The sequence below is a fragment of the Pseudoramibacter faecis genome, assembly GCF_036289405.1.
Classification (GTDB): Bacteria; Bacillota; Clostridia; order Eubacteriales; family Eubacteriaceae; genus Pseudoramibacter; species Pseudoramibacter faecis.
Genome location: NZ_JAYFFI010000001.1, coordinates 67886 through 87948 on the forward strand (window position 1 = coordinate 67886; position 20063 = coordinate 87948).

Here is a 20063-nt window from a genome sequence, read left to right on the forward strand (position 1 = left end):
ATAAACTGTTCATGATTGTTTTTAGTATAGCATAACCGCTAAGCGGTAAGCCCGCACTTCCAAATAAAAAAAGCCCCGAAGGGCTTTTTTTATTTTCCAGCTTCCACCATACGGTCGATGGCCGCTCGGGATTCGGCAATCACATCCCCTGGCAAATCGATTGCTTCCCCCTCGTCGGTCACGGCGCAGTAGACATCCATCAGCGTGGTCATCTTCATGTTATGGCACACACATTCTTTAGAAAGCAGATAAAACCGTTTATCCGGGCATTCGTATTGCAGATGCTCGACGATGGCGCTTTCCGTGCCGATGATAAATGCTTTGGCGTCGCTCTCTTTCGCATACTGCATGATCCCCGTGGTTGATCCCACATAATCGGCCTGATCGGTCACCTCGGCCAGACATTCCGGATGCACCAGCACTAACGCCTCCGGATGCGCCGCCTTCTCCCGGGCGACATCCGCCGCGCGCATGCGCATATGCGTAGGGCACCCGCCTTTGAAGAATGCAAAATGCTTTTCCGGAATCTGGGCCTCCACCCAGCGCCCCAGATTGCAGTCCGGCACAAACAAAATATTTTCTTCCGGCATTTTGCGGATGATCTTCACCGCCGACGACGACGTAACAATCATATCCACCTCGCGCTTAAAATCGGCCGTCGTATTGATGTAGGCCACTGCCGCATAGCCCGGATATTGTTTTTTCAGCGCGATCAAATCTTCCCGATCCATCTGGCCGGCCATCGGGCACCCGGCTATCGGATTGGCCAAAAGCACCTGTTTTTCCGGAGAAAGCACCTTGCAGGTTTCCGCCATAAAACGCACCCCGCACATCAAAATCGTTCGGTGGGGATCCTTAGCCGCCTGAACCGCCAGCCCGTAGGAATCACCGACATAATCCGCCACCTCCCAGATAGCATGACTTTGATAAGCGTGCGCCAAAATGCAAATATCCTTTTCCCGCTTCAGGCGAATGATTTCGTCCTGCAGCTCTCGCGTGTTCACAATGATGCCTCCTTCTTGTTTTTCATGCATCCGTGCAAATTAAACTTATTATACAGAACCCTTTTTTATCTGTCAATTAAATTGTCATATTATTTCTGTCATCTGTCTTGTCAGTAAGCGATTCCTGTGATACACTATTAAAGATGCAGGCGAAATCATCCCGCCGGCACTGCTAAACATTTCGAAAGGATTGATTATGACCATGCACATCCCTTCTTCGTCCGGCGGTCATCCGCTGAACCAAACCGACGTGCTTATCGTCGGCTCCGGTTGTTCCGGTCTTTATACCGCGTTAAATCTGCCCCGACATCTGAAGATCACGTTGATCACCAAGGCGGACCTCACTGAAAATGATTCCTATCTGGCCCAGGGCGGCATCTGCATGCTTCGGGACGAGAGCGACTTCGACGCCTATTTTACCGACACCTTGCGCGCAGGCCACAGCGAAAACGACAAACGCGCCGTGACCATCATGATCCGCGACTCCAAAAGCATCATCGGGGATCTCGTCGGCTACGGCGTGACTTTTGCCCGCAACGCCGACGGATCGTTTTGTTTCACCCGGGAGGGGGCACATTCCCAAAATCGCATCCTCTTCCACGAAGACATCACCGGCCGGGAAATCACCAGCCATCTTCTGACGGCAGCTCAAACCTTACCCAATGTCGCCCTGATGCCCCATACCACCCTGCTCGACATCGTCGAGGGCGACGGCGCCTGTGTCGGCGGTATCCTGCGCGGCGCGGACGGTAAACTTTCTGCCATTGCCGCAAGGCACACCGTACTGGCCTGCGGCGGCATCGGCGGGCTCTATCCCCACTCCACCAACTTTCATCATTTAACCGGGGATGCCCTGGCCATTGCCCTGCATCATCACGTCGCACTGAAAAACATCGATTACGTCCAGATCCATCCCACCACATTATACACACCGAATCCCGAAGAGCGCTCCTTCCTGATTTCCGAATCGGTGCGCGGCGAAGGAGCTTTGCTTTACGACAAAAACGGTCGGCGCTTTGTGGACGAGCTGCTCCCCCGAGACAAACTCACCCAGGCCATTCACGCCCAGATGCGCAAGGATCACACCGAATTCGTCTGGGAAGATCTGCGGCCCATCCCGGCCAGAGAACGCCACGCGCATTTCCCAAACATCATCGCCCATTGCGCCGAGCACGGCTATGATGTCGACAGGGAATGCATTCCCGTGGTGCCGGCCCAGCATTATTTCATGGGCGGGGTCGCCGTAAATTACGAAAGCGCGACCTCTATGCCCCGGCTTTATGCCGTCGGCGAAACGGCCTGCAACGGCGTCCACGGCAAAAACCGCCTGGCCAGCAATTCCCTGCTGGAAAGCCTGGTCTTTGCCCGCCGTGCTGCCCGCGATATTACCGCCCGCACCAAACCCGCAATATCTCTGCAATCTTTTGATAAAATTGACTGGGAACGCTACACCGACAGCCGGCGCTTCGAAAAGGACAATCACGAACAAGTCAAACTGGCCATCGACCGCGTCCACGCGCGCCGCACCGCCTAAGGAGGTTTTTATGTATCAACTCGACCCGATTTCCATGACGTTAAACGCCGATCCGCTCATCACCGCTGCCCTCAAGGAAGATATCACCCGGGAGGACATCACCACCAATTGCGTGATGCCCGAAGCCTGCCCCGGCGAAGTGGAGCTGCTCGCCAAGGGCGACGGGGTTCTGTGCGGGATGCCGGTCTTCGCCCGGGTCTTTACCCTGCTGGATCCGAACATCACCGTCGAAGCCCTTGCCGCCGACGGCGACCGCGTGACCTCCGGACAGAAGCTTGCCATCGTCCACGGTGACATCCGCGCCCTGCTTTCCGGAGAACGCACCGCCCTCAATTATCTGCAGCGCATGAGCGGCATCGCCACCGCCGCCCGAAAGGTCGTCGATCTGCTGGCCGAATGCCACAGCGACCTTAAGCTTTTGGATTCCCGAAAAACCACCCCCAACAACCGACTTTTCGAAAAATACGCTGTGCGCATCGGCGGCGGGCACAACCACCGCTACAACTTGACGGACGGCGTGATGCTCAAGGACAATCATATCGCCGCGGCCGGCTCCATCACCAAAGCAGTCGCCAGCGCCAAGGCCTACGCCCCTTTTGTGCATAAAATCGAAGTCGAAGTCGAGACGTTGGCCATGGCCGAAGAAGCCCTGGCGGCCGGCGCCGATATCATCATGCTCGACAATATGGATCACGATGTCATGGCTGCGGCCATCGCCTGCATCGACCACCGAGCCGAGGTGGAAATTTCCGGCAATATCACCGCCGAATCCATCGCCGAAATCGCCGATCTCGGCGCCGACTATATCTCCAGCGGCGCTCTGACCCATTCGGCGCCCATTCTCGATCTTTCGTTAAAAAATCTGCGCCGGCTTTAATGCCCTGCGTATTCATCCCATTAGAAAGGAGCCTTTATGAAGGGAAAAGAACGCCGACAACACATTTATTATCTGCTTTCCGGCAGTACAAAGCCGCTCCCCGGGGCCATCCTGGCCCAGAAAACCGGCGTGAGCCGCCAGGTGGTGGTGCAGGACATCGCCCTGATGCGTGCCGACGGCATCGACATTCTCTCCACCAACCGCGGCTATTGTCTGCGTCAGGCCGCGTTGACAGCCAGCCGGGTATTCAAAGTCAATCACAGCGACGAACAGACGGAAGAAGAACTGACCACCATCGTCGATCTCGGGGGAAAAGTCGAGGACGTTTTTGTTTTTCATCGGGTTTACGGGGTGCTGAGGGCCCCCCTGCTGATCCGTTCCCGACGCGATATCCACATTTATCTTTCCCATATCACGCCCGGCCCTTCAACCCTTCTGAAAAACACAACCGCCGGCTATCACTACCACACCGTCACCGCCGATTCTGAGGAAATTCTCGATCTGATCCAGAAAGCCCTAACCGAAAAGGGCTTTCTGGCCAAACTCCAGGATTATGAACCGGTTGATTTCTGGCACAAAAACGCCACCGGCTGATCGCTCGATTGCAGATCGCCAAAGACAACACACGAAAAAAGCAGCTCCAACGAGCTGCTTTTTTATTTGGAAAGCCTTTGTGCGTGCGTCTGCTAGTCCATTTGGTCTGCCAGTTGTTTGCGCCAGGCCTCAATGCGAGCGGCCAGCGCTGGATTTTCCTGCTTGAGAATCTGCCGATGGCGATTGCGCGCCTGCCGGAATTGTTCAAAGGTCTCCGGATAGTGCGTTTTGAAATAGCGCTCCCGATGCATCCGAAAATGCACAATGCGCTTGAGGGCTTCCCGTTCCATACCGATCAGCTTCTCGTCCAGACGCGCATGATAAGCCACCAAATCGGCAACGATCTTCTGATACTGTTCCGCACTCAGATCGCCTTTGTTTTCCATCATGGCCAACCGCATTTCCAGAAGATCCATGAACTTTTCTTCGTCGAGGCCGCTCCAATACGGGCCAAACTGCTGTTGCTCCTTCGCTGCAATCTGTTCGCCGTCAAAGCGATCCGCCGCGGCAATATCCTCTGCAAAACGCTCTGCCATTTCCTGCATTTTGTGATCGGCATCGGCACCGTAAACCCATTCGTATTCCGCCATCGCCGCATCGGCCGGACCTCCTTGCCCCATGGCGCCTTCCGGCAAGCGCACATAGGTCGCGCCGTCTCCCTCGGTCAGAGGATAGGGCGGAGTGAGGCCGGCGTCCGCCAAAGCCATCGCTATCATCGGACGCAGCGCGTGGTCGTCAAAAAGCACCTGCCCGCCGAAGGTACGCAGCTGATCATTCACCGCACCGGGATGCTCGGTGAGATAAAGGCGGACACCTCGGGCCTTCAAACGCCGATACAAAATAAGCAGCTGCTCCGTGGCCGTCACATCCACGCTGCTGATGCCCCTGGCGTCCACCACCACCACGCGGGTGTTGTCAGTGACCGCCGCTTCCAGCTGAGACTGAAACACGCCGATATTGGCAAAGAAAAGTGCCGCATTGAATTGGTAGAGCACCACATTTTCAATCGGCCGCGCATCCCGGGTGCGCGACAAGGCATAAAAACCCTCATGATCCGGAATACAACCGAGAAAAGCGGTCGCCGGCCGGGACGCCCTCAGCACCACGGTGAGAAACGACAGCCCCACACCGGCCACCACGCCGGCGATGGAGCCCCGGATGAGCACCACAGCAAAAACGATATAAAAAATCACGAATTCCACCCGATCGACCTTTTTGAGTTTATGGGCCAGATCAAATTCGAGAATCGAAAACAACGCTGCAATCACGATCCCCGTGAGAATCGGCACCGGCAGAAAGCCGATAAAGCCTGTCGCAAAACAAAGCACCAGTGCCATTGTCGCCGCGGCCACCACCGACATCATCTGGGAGTTGACACCAAAATCACCGGCAATCCCGGTGCGCGACACCGAACCGCTGACCGGCGGGCAGCCAAAAATCCCCGATACCAGATTTGCCGCGGTATAGGCCAAAAGCTCCCGGTTGTTGTCAATGGGATCTCCATGGGCCATCCCCACCGAATTGGTCGCCAACAGGGTCTCTGCCGTAATCACCAACGCCACCGAAAGGCTGGATATAAAAATCTGCGGCAGCATGGCCAAAAGTCTGGCATCAAGCTGCGGGATCACCGGCCGGGGCAGTCCCGGGGTCACCGCCGGCAGCAGCGCTACCCCATGCCGATCCAGGTGAAATATCAATGTTAATACCGCGCCAACGCCCATCATTACCACACTCATCGGCACCTTTGGACACACCCTTTTGCCGAGCATGATCACGACAAAGGACCCCACGCCAAGCGCCAGAGAAAGCGCGTTGAAACCAGCCCGAGCCGTCGCCGCGATATGGGGCAGAAGCTCGGTAACTTCCCCCATGCCGGCCATTCCGCCGTAAAGTTTGGGAATCTGCATCAGGATGATCTCAGTGCAGATCCCGGTGATGAACCCACCGAGAACCGGCGAGGAGATAAACTTGGTGAACCGGCCCGCCCGGAGTAGCCAAAAAAGCAATAACCACAGGGTCACCGCCAATGTGACCACCGGCACCACACGGATAGCCGCCGCCGATTGCAGCCTGATACCAAGGGTCCCTACCACCAAACTGCCGACCAGTGCCGCCGGCGCCGCATCCACGCCAAACACAAACCGGGGAGACGAGGTAATCAACCCGAAAAACAAAATCGGCAAGAGAGAACCATATAGACCGTACACCGGGGGCAGCCCCGCAATCTGCGCGTAGCCCATGGCGATAGGAATCGACACCAGCGCCACGATAATCCCCGACGGCAAATCTTTTTTTAAATCTTCAGCGCGATAGTTTTTTAAAAACATAAAGCCTCCTCACGTTCGGCGCTTTTTCTGCGCAAAATACTCATCGGCGCCACCGGCTGGTCGAGCTTTAGGCGATAGCGCATTTTGGCGTGGGGGGTTGACGCAATCGGCACACCGGCCGCGTCTGTCAGTCCTTTGGCCTGCTGCGCCAAAAATAGCGGCGAATCCCCCGTGCCCGGCTGAATGATTTCAATCGCATCGCCCTCGCTGATCTTGCCGCGCTGCTCCACCGTCGCCATGCCCGACGCCGCATCGTAATCCAGAACCACCCCGGCAAAATCGTAATTCCGAGTGTAACTGCTGGTCCCGAAATTTTCAGCATCCGGTCCGGCAGTGCCGCCGTAAAAAGCCGTGGTGTAATGGCGGTGACTAACCTTGGTGAGTTCCGCTACCCAATCCGACGGCACCACAAAATCGGGATCAGCCGCTGCCGCGTCGACAATACGCCGGTAAATGCCGGTCACTGTCGCCACATAAAAGGCACTCTTCATTCGGCCCTCGATTTTAAAACTGTCGACGCCGAACCGCATCAGCTCCGGGACCTGACGCGCCAGACACAAATCCTTGGAATTCATGATAAAAGTACCCGCCTCATCCTCGGACACCGAAAAATATTCTCCCGGCCGCCTGGATTCCTCCAACCGATACTGCCAGCGGCAGGGCTGAGCGCAATCTCCGCGATTGGCATCCCGTCCCGTCAGATAATGGGACAGCAGGCAGCGCCCGGAATAGGAAATGCACATGGCCCCGTGCACAAACGTTTCGATCTCCATGCCGGCCGGCCGCGCTTCACAAAGGGCCTTAATCTCCGCACCGGAAAGCTCTCTGGCCAGCACAATGCGACTGGCTCCCAAATCGTGCCAAAAACGCACGGACCGGCTGTTGACGTTGTTCGCCTGAGTGCTCACCGACACCGCAAGCTCGGGCGCTGTCCGGCGCACCGTGGCAAACACGCCCGGATCTGCAATGAGCACTCCATCCACGCCAATCTCATGCAAAAATTGAATATAGGGCTCCAAACCGTCAAAATCCGCTTCATGAGGGATCATGTTCAGTGTGACAAAAATCTTCTTCCCGCAAGCATGCACCCAAGCCGCCGCTTCGCCCAGTTCCTCATCCGAAAAATTATCGGCCCGTGCCCGCAGCCCAAAATACGTCCCGGCACAATAAACGGCATCGGCGCCATAAATAACGGCAAACCGCAGTTTCTCAAAATTGCCCGCCGGTGCCAATACCTCCGGCTTTTTTCTTTTTTCTTTCATCTTCCGCTCTTTTTAATTGCAACACAGCCTTGTTCTGCTTTTCACTCCGCTTTTAAAAAAGACACGCCGCAGCGTGTCCTCTTTGTTCACTTGTTCAAATTTAATTCATATACTTTTTAATATTCTGCTGATGTTCATCAATCGTCTTGGCAAAGTGGATTTTCCCTGACTTCATGTCTGCCACAAAATAATAATAATTCGTATCCGCCGGTGCAATCGCCGCCTTGATGGATTTCATCCCCGGCGAGCAAATCGGCCCGACGGGCAGTCCCGCATTTTGATACGTATTATAGGGCGAATCGGCTTTCAAGTCGTTATTGGAAAGCACCGCCTTCTTATTGCCCAACGCATAGTTAACCGTGATATCCGACTGAAGCTTCATCCCCGCCTTAATGCGATTGTAGAACACCGAAGCCACATTGGTCTTATCTTCGTCTAATTTGCTTTCCATTTCCACCAATGAGCCCATAGTTAAAATTTCATCGACCGAATGACCACTGTCTTTGATCTTTTTCAGCGTCGCTTCATTAAACTTCGCCTGGGTATTGGCCAGCATCCTGTTGACCACCGTCGCAGCACTGGTATTGGACACAAATTGATAGGTATCTGGGAAGAGATATCCCTCCATCGGCGTCCGCCCTGAAGCCTTGTCCGGATACGAGCTCAAAATACTGTAGCGCTTTTTATAGTCGCTGACTTTTTTTGTTTCGGCGATAAATTCATCTTTCGAACAAATATGTGCATCTGATAGGATTTCCGCCATTTCTTTAACGGTCTTCCCTTCCGGAATCGTAACCGATAAAGCCCCGGCATAACTCTTGCCGTTGAGCATGGCGTTAAAAATCTGTACTGAGGACATCGACGGTGCAAACTGATAATTGGCTGCTTTTATTTTTTTCGTGCCCCGGCTGTGACGGCCGGCATAGCTTTGAAAAACCATGCGACTGCGGATCAAGCCTTTTCGTTCGAGAATTCTGGCAATGTCCTCAATGTTCGAACCATCCGGAATCTCAACAATGATTTTTTTCTTGCTGTTCGATACCGGCAATAGTTGACGATTGTAGTAGCTGTGCCATCCAGCGATAAAAATAATCGCAGCAAGCGCGACGCACCCCAATGCAATCAGGATATGCTTTCGTGAACGCCGGCGGTTTTCTTCAAAAACGGGATCCTCATCATCCGTCTCGTACGCATCGCCATCAAATTCATCGTCCCAATCGTCCGCCGTTTCCTCATCGTACAATGCTTCTTCCGAAGCGTCTGCCTCTTCTGCCAGAATAGTTTTGTAGTATCCATTCTCGCGGCCGATGCCATCGTTTGCGCCGTGATTGTTCGCCATGATTACCTCTCTTCTCGATTGTTGCCCGTTTTTTAATGAATTCCTGGCAATCCGCCGAATAAATTCGCATCCAAACCGACTGCAGTGCTGATTTTCTGAACAATATCTTGAAATATCGGCATCACTGCCATCTGAGCCTGGAAAAAGGAAGCGATTTCCGGGACGGCCATGATCTCCATGGTTTTCGCATTAAAATCTGCAATTTCCTCATTTGAAAGGGACTGGCCCATCGCCTGACGCGCCTGCATTGCCAACTGCGCCTGCATATATCTTTGCGCCCGCTGAAATTGCTCCGGATTCTGCTTTAATGCCGCCTGCGCTGCTTTAAACTGCACACATTCAGGCGCATTTGCCAATGTTTCGGCAAATGTATCTGCAGCGTCGTAAATATTTTCCACAGAGATGGCCTCCTCCCACACGATATAATGTTTTATTTTAACATAGAACGATCGGAATTATTACCCTTTTAACTGATATTCTCGACTGACGCATCAAACTTCCATCAAAATGGGCAGGATCATCGGCTTGCGTTGCGTCTTCTTATACAGGTAATGGAAAAGCGAATCCTGGATCGCATTTTTGATATTTTTCCAATCGGTGATATTTTTGTTTTCGCAATCGCTGAGCGCCTTGCGAACTTCCTTGCGTGCGCCATCAATCAAATCCTCGGACTCGCGCATATAAACAAACCCGCGAGAAATAATATCCGGACCGGCGACGACTTTCCCCTTACGCATCGATAGCACAACAATAAACAATCCGTCTTCCGACAGCCGCTTTCGGTCGTTCAGAACGATATTGCCAATATCCCCGACGCCAAGACCATCCACCAAGACAGCTTCTGCCGGAATTTCATCCACTTTCTTGAAATCTTTGTGACTGAGTTCCATCACGTCGCCGTTTTGCTGAATCCGAATATTTTGGGGATCCATCCCAAGGGACTCGGCCAGCTTGGCGTGACGCTTGAGCATCCGCGCCTCCCCGTGGACCGGCATGAAAAACCGCGGTTTCACCAAGGTGTGAATGATCTTGAGTTCTTCACATTTAGCGTGGCCCGACGTGTGGATGTAGGCAAATTTATTGTAGATCACCTCCGCGCCCAGATCGACTAACTTATTCATAATTTCAGCGACCATTTTTTCATTCCCCGGTACCGGCGAAGCGGAAATAATGATCGTATCGTTCTTATCGATCTGCAAGAAGCGATGATTGCCGTTAGCCATACGCCCGAGGGCCGCCATCGGTTCGCCCTGAGAGCCGGTGGTGATCACCACCAACTGAGAGGGTTTGTATTTCTTCATATCCTTAATGTCGATCACCACATCATTGGGGACATCGAGATAGCCCAGGTCGCTGGCTACCGACGTCATGGTTTCCATGCTGCGCCCGTTGATGATCACCTTGCGGTTATAGTAAGCCGCCGTGTTGATCACCTGCTGAATGCGATGCACATTCGACGCAAAGGTCGTCACAATGATGCGGTTTTTATTGCCGCGGAACAGATTAAAAAAGGTCTTTCCAATATCGCTTTCACTGCCGGCATAACCTGACTCTTCCACGTTGGTCGAATCGCAGAGCAACAGGTCGACACCGCGATTGCCCAACGCCGCGATGCGCTGCAAATCAATGATGTCGCCATCTACCGGCTGAAAATCAATTTTGAAGTCCCCGGTATGGAAAACCGTCGCCGCGGGCGTTTTGATGCACAACGCGACCGAATCGGCAATCGAATGGTTCACATGGATAAATTCCACCCGGAAATCACCAATGGTAACCTCACTGCCGGCGCTGATGATATGCCGTTTGGTCTTGCTGATCAGCCGATGTTCTTCCAGTTTGTGATCAATCAAACCGACGGTCAGCTTTGTCGCATAAATCGGCACATTCACCCGCTTCAGAAAATACGGGATCCCGCCGATATGGTCTTCGTGACCGTGGGTGATGACCAGCGCCTTCACTTTATCGGCGTTCTTTTCCAGATAGCTGTAATCCGGCAGCACCGTGTCGATGCCGTACATGTCATCATCCGGAAATTTGAGTCCGCAGTCGACGATGATGACTTCATCCCCATACTGGAAGGCCGTCATGTTCTTCCCGATTTCACCGAGGCCGCCGACGGGAATGATCCTCAGTTTCTTTTCCCGTTTTCGGTTGGCTTCATGCTTATGGATACTGCCGCTTTTTCCGTTCTTCTTGCGGCGAAACCACCCTCTCCGATGACTCTGATTCTTATTCTGCTGTTGATTCTCGCTCAAAAAAATAACTTCCTTTCTGATCGCACGTGATTGCACACCGCGCGCTTGTTTATTATTTTATCCCTTTGGGGATTTTAAATTCTTTTTATCATTCTTTTATCGCTTCACAAAAGCGTCAACCGGAAGTTCACCCGTTATCGAGATTTCATCCCGCGTCACCTGGCAGCGCAATGCCGTCACACGAAGCCCCGCCGAAATGCCTTCCCGTAAAAGGGCCGCAAATTCCGGATCTGTCGCCTCATTGGGAATCACACAGACGGCGTCCTCCCGCTGGACAACAAAACAAAGCCCGTCGGCATAGCCTGCCCGAACCCCATCGATGAGACTGCGCAGGTGTTTACGCCCCCTGGCTGTTGGTGCATCCGGAAAACAGGCACAAGACCGCCCGCCGCGCTTCACGACCAAATTGACACTCTTTACTTCGATAGCGCCCGGGCACCCGTCAAAAGTTCCGGCCAGATCGAAACGGCTATCGCCTCGAGTCACTTCACGCCGCAAGTCGTCAAATTCAGGGAGTGACATAAAGTATTCATAGGCCAGACGATTGGCCATCGCTGCATCGATACAGACCCAGCGATCCTGATAACTCACGGCGAGCAGGGTATAATCTGTTTTGCGGTTTGGTGCCGGATTGAAACTCAAGCGTAGCGCTGCCCCCGGCACCATGAGTTCACTCATACGGCCGGTATTGGGCACATGGGCGATCGTTTCGCTGCCGTTAGCAAGGCGCACTTCTGCCACGAACCGATTACATCGCTTGATCAAGCTGGCATCGACCAATGGCTGCTCCGACAGACGCAATTAACCTTCAAACCCCAATTCGTCGGGATCGATCTGGTCATAGGCTTCTGCCACAGCTTGAAATTCTGCTTCGTCGTCCACCGGGACCAAAACCATAGTTTCGTCCTTTTCGTCGCCTTCAATCCGCATGGCAATCGCTTCATCTGAATCGGCATCTGCCAGGATGGCGTAATTTTTTTCTTCAATACTCAGGGTACACACCAATTCAAATGCTTTTTCTTCCCCTGCTTCGTTCTTCAGCATGATCGTTTCGGCGCATTCGTGCTGATGGTCATGATTGCGTCCTTCTGCCATTTACATACCTCTTTTCTTTTTTACTCATCACTCCGATGCAACGGCTTGTTGCCGTTGCCATTTGCTTTTAATACGCGCTATCAGCCGGGCTTCCGCCACCGGCTCCAGCATCTCGTGCCACTCTCCGCCATTGTCAAAATCGACCATTTCCATAATGCGCAGTTGATGCCCGGCATTGCTGAATATAGCGTGGTGCTTACCATCCAGGACAACCCCGCCTTGCCAGCGCAGAACTTCCGGCGTTACTGCACGTATGAATCGTTCTCACGATCTAAATACATTTGCAAAATGAGCTGAGCAGACAGGGTATCAATATGCTGTTTGCGGTTTTCCCGACGCACACCGCCGGCGATTAAAACTGCTTCCGAGGCTCTTGTCGTCAGTCTCTCGTCGATATAGATAACTTCAAACCCAAGACGCTTGGCTAAGAAATTACAATAATTTCTGGTTTTTCGCGCTTGCGCAGTCTCACGGCCATCCATATCCTTCGGCAGCCCTGCAACCGCGATCCTAATGTTAAACTGTGTCACCACATCGCCAAAAAACGCCAAATCCGCATCCCGATCAGCTTTTTTATAGGTTCGGTAGCCCTGCGCCGTTACGCCCAAACTGTCCGAAACTGCAATACCAACGTATTTATCACCAATATCCAAGCCTAAAATTTTCTCTGTCACATCTTTCTCCTGTTTTAACCATCCGCCATTATACGCAAAACGGCTTAAAGAAAAAGCCCCAGATGGCCACACCTGGGACTTCTATGCATTATTTTATTGGCTCGTTCAATCAGTGATACCGTCTAAATAACGCTTAACCAGCTCATCCAATAATTCGTCGCGTTCAATGCGCTGAATTAAAGTTCTGGCATCATTGTAGCTCGTAATATAGGTCGGATCTCCAGACATAACGTAACCGACGATCTGGTTAACTGGATTATAGCCCTTCGCAATCAAAGCTTCTTGAACAGATTTCATAATCGTATCAATCGCCTGTCCTCTTTGCTTATCTGCATCGAACATGATGGTTCCACGATCAAAAATCGTCTGATTATTATCACTCATTATGCCTTCTCCTCCCATCGGGTCTTGTCTCATTTTACCGCAACAAACCAGTCAAAACAAGCTTTATTTCGATTTGGGACCGTTTATTTTCTCAAAACAGGTTTATGCCAATTGATCCTTGATTAAATCTTTAGCTTTTTCGAGAGCTTCTGCCATTTTTTTCGGCTGCTTGCCGCCAGCCTGGGCCATATCCGGGCGGCCGCCGCCGCCGCCGCCGGCGATTCCGGCCACCTCACGAATCAAATTGCCTGCATGAAAACCACGTTTGACAAGATCCTTCGTCGCTGTCGCGATGAAATTGACCTTGCCGTCTTTTACTGTTCCGATCACAGCGATGCCGCTGCCCATTTTATCCTTGAGCATATCGGAAAGTTCACGCAACTCGTCCATTTCCATACCATCTACGCCGGCAATCGCCGCTTTAACCCCGGCAATTTCGACGATATTTTGAATGATATCTCCGGCCGCAGATCCTGCCTGCTGCTGCTTGAGCGCCGCAATTTCCCGATCCTTGGCCTTGCCTTGTTCTTCAAGTTCGGCGATCTTTTCGACCAGTTGCGCCGGGTTCGCCTTCACCATGCCCGAGGCCTTTTGCAAAGTTGCTTCGGCTTTGGCCATTTCATAATAGGTGTTCATCCCGGTTGCGGCTTCAATCCGGCGAATGCCGGCTGCAACGCCGCCTTCACTTAAAATTTTGAACATCCCGGCCTGGGCGGAATTGGTCAGATGGGTGCCGCCGCATAACTCGATGGAATAATCCCCGACGCGAACCACGCGAACAATGTTGCCGTATTTTTCACCAAAGAGCGCCATGGCGCCAAGTTTTTTTGCCTCGTCGATATCCGTTTCGAAAATATTCACCGGCATCGCTTCAAGAATCACCTGATTCACGATCGTTTCAACCCTGGCGATTTCTTCAGCCGTCATCGGTTGAAAATGGTTAAAGTCAAAGCGCAGGCGGTCCGGCGAGACAAAGGAACCAGCCTGTTCTACATGATCCCCAAGCACCAGCTTGAGCGCCTTTTGCAGCATGTGAGTGGCCGTGTGATTGCGAGCCGTTGCCATACGGTCCGCCTTGTTCACTTCGCTAACCACCGTCTGACCCGTTTTAAAACTGCCGCTTTCAACCCTCCCGTAATGGATATGGCGCTTCAGACTGCCATAACGGCAATCGCTCACGGCGATTCTCGCGGTGCCGTCGACACTTTCAATCACACCGCTGTCGCCAACCTGTCCGCCGCTTTGGGCATAAAACGCCGTTTGATCGAGAAGCACCAGTACATCGTCACCAGCCTTGGCTTCGCCCACCAGGGTGTCGTTCACGATCAGCCCCAGGATTTTCCCGTCGGCCTTCAGCGCGTCGTAGCCCACAAAGGTATCCACCGCGTCGGTCCCCAGCGGATTAAAGGGATCGTCCGCCCAGACGGCCGTATCACTTTCGGCCCGGGCGGCCCGGGCGCGTTCACGTTGGACGTCCATGGCTTTTTCAAAATCTTCGTAGGGGATGGCAAATCCCCGTTCCTCAACGATTTCCCGCGTCAGATCAAAGGGGAAGCCAAAGGTATCGTAGAGCCGAAACGCTTCCTTCCCCGAAAAAATCTTTTCATCGGGAGCTTCTGCTTCGAGTTTTTCAAGCATCATATTGAGTTGGGACAATCCCTGGTCGATGGTCGCGTCAAAGCGCTCTTCTTCGATTTGAATAATCTTTTGAATGGTTTTCTGCTTTTCTTTGAGTTCCGGATAGGCATCGCCGGAAACGACCACCACTTCCTTGGCCACATCGTGGAGGAAGGTGCCCTTGATCCCCAGCAGTCGGCCATGTCGAGCGGCCCGGCGCAAAATCCGGCGCAGCACGTAACCCCGGCCTTCATTGCTCGGCATGATGCCGTCGCCGATCATGAAGGTAACCGATCGGATATGATCGGTAATGACGCGGATGGAAACATCCTTTTGCCCGTCATCGCCGTAATGTTCGCCACAAAGACTGCAAATATAGTCTAAGACGTGGCGGATCGTATCCACCTCAAAAATATTGTCGACGCCCTGCAGAATCGTCGCCATGCGTTCAAGCCCCATGCCCGTATCGATATTCGGATGATCAAGCGGCGTGTAGTGGTCGTTTTCATCCCGGTCGAACTGGGTGAATACCAAATTCCAGAATTCCACAAAGCGATCGCAGTCACAGCCCGGCCCGCAGGTCGGCTCTCCGCAGCCGTAAGCCTCGCCGCGGTCGTAGAAAATTTCCGAGCAGGGGCCGCAAGGACCGGTGCCGTGTTCCCAGAAGTTATCCTCTTTGCCCAAACGCACAATGTGATCTTCCGCCACACCAACCGATCGCCACAAATCGTGAGCGGTGTCGTCGTCCAGATAAATCGTCACATAAATTTTATCCGGATCCATGCCCATCCGGTCGGTGATGAATTCCCAGGCCCATGGAATGACTTCCGGCTTGAAATAGTCCCCGAAGGAAAAGTTGCCCATCATTTCAAAAAAAGTCCCGTGGCGCGCGGTCTTTCCGACGTTGTCAATATCCGGCGTGCGGATGCATTTCTGGCAGGTCGTAACCCGTTTGCGCGGCGGCACTTCGTCCCCGGTAAAATAGGCTTTCATCGGGGCCATCCCCGAATTGACCAAAAGCAGGCTTTTATCGTTGTGCGGCACCAGCGAAAAGCTCTTAAGGCGCAGATGCCCCTTGCTTTCAAAAAAAGCGAGGTAGCGTTCGCGTATTTCGTTCAGTCCCAAAGGTTCCATGAATTTCTGTCCTCTCGTTTCCTGTGATTCCTTATGATGCACCGAAAGTGTTATCCGGCTTAAAATCAACAAAAAGTGCTGCTATCATTTTAACGTAACCAATAAAAAAGTCAAGGTTCAATGGCTGAACCCTGACGGGATGCGCCGATGATTTTCAGCGCCGTTTCGTTTTACTTTTTATGCTCGCAGCCGTTCGACAATCCGCCGGATGGCCGCCACGGTTTGCTCAATCTGTTTGGCGGTGGTGCCGCGTCCGAGGGTCAGGCGCAGCGCGTTGCGCGCGCGGTTTTCCGGCACGCCGATGGCGGTAAGTACATGAGAGGGATTGAGCGATCCCGCCGTGCAGGCCGATCCCCCGGAAGCTTCAATCCCGGCCAGATCCAGCGCGGTGAGCAGAGCCTCGCTGCGCAAATCGTCGAAGCAAAAGCTGGCATTTCCCGGCAAGCGATGTTCAGGATGTCCGGTAAGCCGGACCCCGGGAATCGCCGTGAGCCCGGCAATTAACAGATCCCGCAGCGCCGCTTCCCGTCTGACGTCAGCCGCCTGATCGGCTGCTGCCAGTCCCGCCGCCGCACCGAGACCGACGATGGCTGCCGTGTTCTCGGTGCCGGCCCGACGGCCGCGTTCCTGCCCGCCGCCGTGGATCAACGGTTCCAGCTTGCAGCCCGGCCGAACGTAAAGGGCGCCAACTCCCTTGGGCCCATAAAACTTATGGCCGGAAAGGGACAGCAGATCCACATCCAAAGCCTGCACATCCATGGGTACATTGCCGCAGGCCTGCACAGCGTCCGTGTGAAAACGCACGCCGGCCGCATGGGCGACGGCGGCCAGTTCCGCAATGGGCTCGATGGTACCAATCTCGTTATTGGCCGCCATCACCGAAACCAAAATCGTATCGTCCCGAATCGCCGCCTTAAGCGCCTTGGGATCAACCAAACCGGCCTGATCTACCGGCAAATAGGTCACCTCGAAGCCGCAGCGTTCAAGAAAAGCGCAGGTGCCAAGCACGGCGGGATGCTCGATCGCCGTGGTAATCAAATGGCGCCCCCGCGCCCACAGGGCAAAGGCCGTGCCTTTGATCGCCCAATTATCAGATTCGGAGCCGCCGGATGTGAAAAAAACCGAGGCCGGTTCGGCCTTCAGCAGCGTCGCCACCTGATGTCTGGCCTTTTCGACGCCGGCTTGTGCCTCCTGACCATGCCGGCAAACGGCAGAGGGATTGCCAAAAACCGCCCCCAAATAAGGCCGCATTGCTTGGGCGACAGCCGGATCCACCGGCGTTGTCGCCGCGTGATCCAAATAAATCCGATTCATAAAGACTCTCCGCTTGAGCCGCCGATCAAATCCTGAAGCGAACGATGGTCGATCACCGATCGGATACTGTTTTGAACGTCCATCCACAAGTTCACCGTCGGGCAGGACTGCGCCCGGTTACAGTCCACCGCTTCGGCATCGCAGCCACAAAACGCGATGGGGCCTTCCACCGCATCGATCACTTCCCCCACCGCGATGGCACTGGGCTCGCGCGTTAGCTGATAGCCCCCATGGGCGCCGCGCAGACTTTGAATCAAGCCCGCTTTTTTGAGCTTTGAAAATAATTGTTCGAGATACGCATCGGAAAAGTGCTGTTTATCTGCTATTTCTTTGATGGACATCGGCCCCTTGCCGTAGTGCGAAGCCAGTTCGCACATCGCGAGCACGCCGTATTGTCCTTTGGTTGATAATTTCATTTTTTGCCTCCTGAGCAATTCCAACTCATTCGCTCGGAATTGTCTGTATTATATCACAGCAACGATCAAAATCAAGCCTGTTTTCGTCTTGGCGCCAACTTTTTGTCAGCCTTCTGCCGGGCGAATGCTCTCCAAGAAAACGAACGGTCCGCCGTTCGCCATCGCAAAAAAATAAAGGCAGAATCAAAGTTCTGCCTTGCCGCTGTGCGGCTTTAAATCGGCGTATGGCCCACCATTTGCAAAATGGCCTCGCCGTAACGGCTGACTTGCTCGCTGTCCATCCCGGAGACGCGGAGCAACTGATCAATGCTCGACGGCTTGGCTTTCACAATGTTATCCAAACCGCGGTCGCTCAAAATCACCACCTCGCTGTGCTGGGTTCGTTCCGCCTGGCGCTTGCGCCAGAGCATCAGCGATTCCCGCAGTGCAAGTTCCGATCGCGTGAAGCGATCCTCCGGCTTGCGCCTTTCCTCCGGACTGAGCACATCGATTTCCTCTGCGAGATTCTGAGGATCGTAAATGCGAGTGCGGCCGGTTGCCTGATCGGTTGCCTGGCGCATCGCCCGCGCCTTTTCGCTCTCGACCATCATGGTCTCTTTCAGTTTGATCAAACGCTGCTCCAACCCCACGTTGTTTTTCATCGTCGCGAGTACCCGGGCCATCATTTTGTCGACCCCTTCGGAGAACACCGGCGAATAGCCTTCCAAATCGGCCTTGAGCGTCTGCGGAAGGTCGCTGAGACTGATCACATGATTGGCCGATTCCGTCCGAACGTCGCGGATTTCCGCATTGTCGCTAATGACCACGAAGCCGTGATAATCCTGGCGCGCGGTTTTTGGGAAGAAGGAAATGAGCGCCTTGATATCGGCATCCACCTCGGCCATTGGATTGTCGAAATAATTTTTATCTTCCGGCGATTTAAAGTGGGTCCACCAACGCGCACTTTCTTCACCAACAATCCAGCCATCCGGCACATGCAGATATTTAAACACGTAAATCCCGCTGCGCTCTCTGAGCATCAGATGAATGACATGGGTGCCGCCGTCTGCCGTCGGCACATAGATATTTCGGTACAGCCGCGCTTCTTCGCCGCAGACATCGGCCACGGTGCCGGCCAGAAAACGCTCTTCATCGGTCGGGCCGTTATCCTGATCGGCCATGATCTCCACTTCTTCAAACAGACTTTCAGCCGCTTCCACTTCGGCCGCTGCCTTTATCCGAGGTGCCCGGCGCCCTCCTGCCGCGATCACGATCGCGACGACCGCCACTGCAAATATCACCGCTCCAACTATCCAATGCATCATTTTAACCTCCGTTCTATATACGATTTAATCGACCAAGTAATGTTCCTGCAAACGGGTCCTCGCCGCCTTGTCTAATCCCAGGGCCTTTGTCAAATAAGCATCGACACTGCCATAGGCTTCGGATACCGCGGCGACTGCCGTTTCGAAATAAACCTGCTGCACTTGGCAGAGCAGGGCAATCTGCGCGAGCACCTGCGGATCATTCGTCGCCTGACGGGAAAAATCGACGATGTCTTTTATCCACTCTGCCAAAACCACGTTGGATACCAGATAATCCGCCAGCACCACCGACATTTCCACGCCAAGGGCCAGCAGCACAATTGCCGCGATCATGCCCGTCCGGTCTTTACCGGCCGTGCAATGCCATAGCACCGCACCGGTTTCGTTCTCCAGAATAATTGCAAGTACCTGCCGAATCTGAGCCATCACACCATCGTTCAGCGCTGCCCGACGATAGCGCTCGGCCTGGAATCCCACGACATCCAGATCCATCGCCTGCACCTGTTCCACCAATAACATGCCGGATGCACGCTGTTTTTGACCCGCGGGTTTTAACCCTTCATCCGGGAGAATCGGCACCCGATGATAAAAAACCCGGGGAATAATCACATCGGGTTGATGCGCTGTCTCCGAAGGACGGCGCAAATCCACCACGCGATGCACAATCCCGCCGAGCCTTTGCACATCTTCAGCATTGATCCAATTCAGATGATCGCCGCGCAGCAGGCGTTCCGTCGCGATTTTTCGGCCATCTGCCGTCGGGATGCCGCCTAAATCCCTAATATTATAGGTGCCGTTTAGGGAAATATAATGGCCATAGGACAACCGCTTAGCCATTTGCTTCTTTTGTGTTGTTGTCATCATGCTGTTAAAATCCAAACCGTTTTATCAATTCCTCCGCGCCGTCATGCAGACGCAGCCGCCTTTCAAACA

At 53.6% G+C, this 20063-nt stretch carries 18 protein-coding genes; 3 read left to right on the plus strand and 15 right to left on the minus strand.

The window, feature by feature from the left end:
- Positions 1 to 89 precede the first annotated feature (89 nt).
- Positions 90 to 1034 carry a quinolinate synthase NadA gene (nadA, locus tag V3C63_RS00350; RefSeq protein WP_329885836.1) on the minus strand — a complete coding sequence of 315 codons (945 nt, stop codon included), beginning with the start codon at positions 1032 to 1034 and terminating at the stop codon, positions 90 to 92.
- A gap of 172 nt (positions 1035 to 1206) precedes the next feature.
- Here nadA and V3C63_RS00355 point away from each other — a divergent pair, with 172 nt between their 5' ends.
- From V3C63_RS00355 to V3C63_RS00365, 3 genes are read left to right on the plus strand one after another with little or no spacing between them, the layout of a single operon-like run.
- Entirely contained in the window at positions 1207 to 2538 is a 1332-nt protein-coding gene (locus tag V3C63_RS00355; RefSeq protein ID WP_329886251.1) for an L-aspartate oxidase, read from the plus strand.
- Between the two features lie 10 nt (positions 2539 to 2548).
- The gene (nadC, locus tag V3C63_RS00360) at positions 2549 to 3415 is read left to right on the plus strand and encodes a carboxylating nicotinate-nucleotide diphosphorylase (protein ID WP_329885837.1); all 867 of its coding nucleotides are present in this window, start codon (positions 2549 to 2551) and stop codon (positions 3413 to 3415) included.
- A 36-nt stretch (positions 3416 to 3451) separates the two neighbouring features.
- Positions 3452 to 4009, plus strand: coding sequence for a transcription repressor NadR (locus tag V3C63_RS00365; protein ID WP_329885838.1), 558 nt, complete (start codon positions 3452 to 3454; stop codon positions 4007 to 4009).
- A gap of 92 nt (positions 4010 to 4101) precedes the next feature.
- Here V3C63_RS00365 and V3C63_RS00370 read toward each other — a convergent pair whose 3' ends face one another.
- The 14 genes from V3C63_RS00370 to V3C63_RS00435 form a co-directional block, all read right to left on the minus strand.
- A complete protein-coding gene (locus V3C63_RS00370; protein WP_329885839.1) occupies positions 4102 to 6336 on the minus strand; it encodes a SulP family inorganic anion transporter in 2235 nt (744 codons plus the stop codon).
- The gene (locus tag V3C63_RS00375) at positions 6327 to 7598 is read right to left on the minus strand and encodes a peptidase U32 family protein (protein ID WP_329885840.1); all 1272 of its coding nucleotides are present in this window, start codon (positions 7596 to 7598) and stop codon (positions 6327 to 6329) included. The genes V3C63_RS00370 and V3C63_RS00375 overlap by 10 nt, the downstream gene beginning before the upstream one ends.
- A 100-nt stretch (positions 7599 to 7698) precedes the next feature.
- Complete coding sequence (gene mltG / locus V3C63_RS00380) at positions 7699 to 8937, minus strand: endolytic transglycosylase MltG (protein WP_329885841.1); 1239 nt, start codon at positions 8935 to 8937, stop codon at positions 7699 to 7701.
- A gap of 32 nt (positions 8938 to 8969) precedes the next feature.
- Positions 8970 to 9335: a YlbF/YmcA family competence regulator gene (locus V3C63_RS00385; protein ID WP_329885842.1), complete on the minus strand. Its 366-nt coding sequence runs from the start codon at positions 9333 to 9335 to the stop codon at positions 8970 to 8972.
- Between the two features lie 93 nt (positions 9336 to 9428).
- On the minus strand, positions 9429 to 11192 hold the full coding sequence (locus V3C63_RS00390; RefSeq protein WP_483434120.1) for a ribonuclease J: 1764 nt from the start codon (positions 11190 to 11192) through the stop codon (positions 9429 to 9431).
- Between the two features lie 96 nt (positions 11193 to 11288).
- Positions 11289 to 11993 carry a DNA/RNA nuclease SfsA gene (sfsA, locus tag V3C63_RS00395; protein ID WP_329885843.1) on the minus strand — a complete coding sequence of 235 codons (705 nt, stop codon included), beginning with the start codon at positions 11991 to 11993 and terminating at the stop codon, positions 11289 to 11291.
- Positions 11994 to 12287, minus strand: a complete 294-nt coding sequence (locus V3C63_RS00400) for a DUF1292 domain-containing protein (protein ID WP_329885844.1) — start codon at positions 12285 to 12287, stop codon at positions 11994 to 11996.
- 242 nt (positions 12288 to 12529) lie between these two features.
- Positions 12530 to 13033 carry a Holliday junction resolvase RuvX gene (gene ruvX / locus V3C63_RS00405; protein ID WP_329885845.1) on the minus strand — a complete coding sequence of 168 codons (504 nt, stop codon included), beginning with the start codon at positions 13031 to 13033 and terminating at the stop codon, positions 12530 to 12532.
- A 33-nt stretch (positions 13034 to 13066) separates the two neighbouring features.
- Complete coding sequence (locus V3C63_RS00410) at positions 13067 to 13345, minus strand: IreB family regulatory phosphoprotein (protein WP_425355310.1); 279 nt, start codon at positions 13343 to 13345, stop codon at positions 13067 to 13069.
- Between the two features lie 102 nt (positions 13346 to 13447).
- Complete coding sequence (gene alaS, locus V3C63_RS00415; RefSeq protein ID WP_329885846.1) at positions 13448 to 16096, minus strand: alanine--tRNA ligase; 2649 nt, start codon at positions 16094 to 16096, stop codon at positions 13448 to 13450.
- A gap of 177 nt (positions 16097 to 16273) precedes the next feature.
- The gene (locus V3C63_RS00420) at positions 16274 to 17410 is read right to left on the minus strand and encodes a cysteine desulfurase family protein (protein ID WP_329885847.1); all 1137 of its coding nucleotides are present in this window, start codon (positions 17408 to 17410) and stop codon (positions 16274 to 16276) included.
- Positions 17407 to 17826 (minus strand): RrF2 family transcriptional regulator, encoded by a 420-nt coding sequence (locus V3C63_RS00425; protein WP_329885848.1) that lies wholly within the window; start codon positions 17824 to 17826, stop codon positions 17407 to 17409. Before V3C63_RS00425 ends, V3C63_RS00420 begins: the two co-directional genes overlap by 4 nt.
- A 212-nt stretch (positions 17827 to 18038) precedes the next feature.
- Entirely contained in the window at positions 18039 to 19130 is a 1092-nt protein-coding gene (locus tag V3C63_RS00430; RefSeq protein ID WP_329885849.1) for an HRDC domain-containing protein, read from the minus strand.
- A 24-nt stretch (positions 19131 to 19154) separates the two neighbouring features.
- Complete coding sequence (locus V3C63_RS00435; protein ID WP_329885850.1) at positions 19155 to 19994, minus strand: tyrosine-protein phosphatase; 840 nt, start codon at positions 19992 to 19994, stop codon at positions 19155 to 19157.
- Between the last annotated feature and the right edge of the window lie 69 nt (positions 19995 to 20063).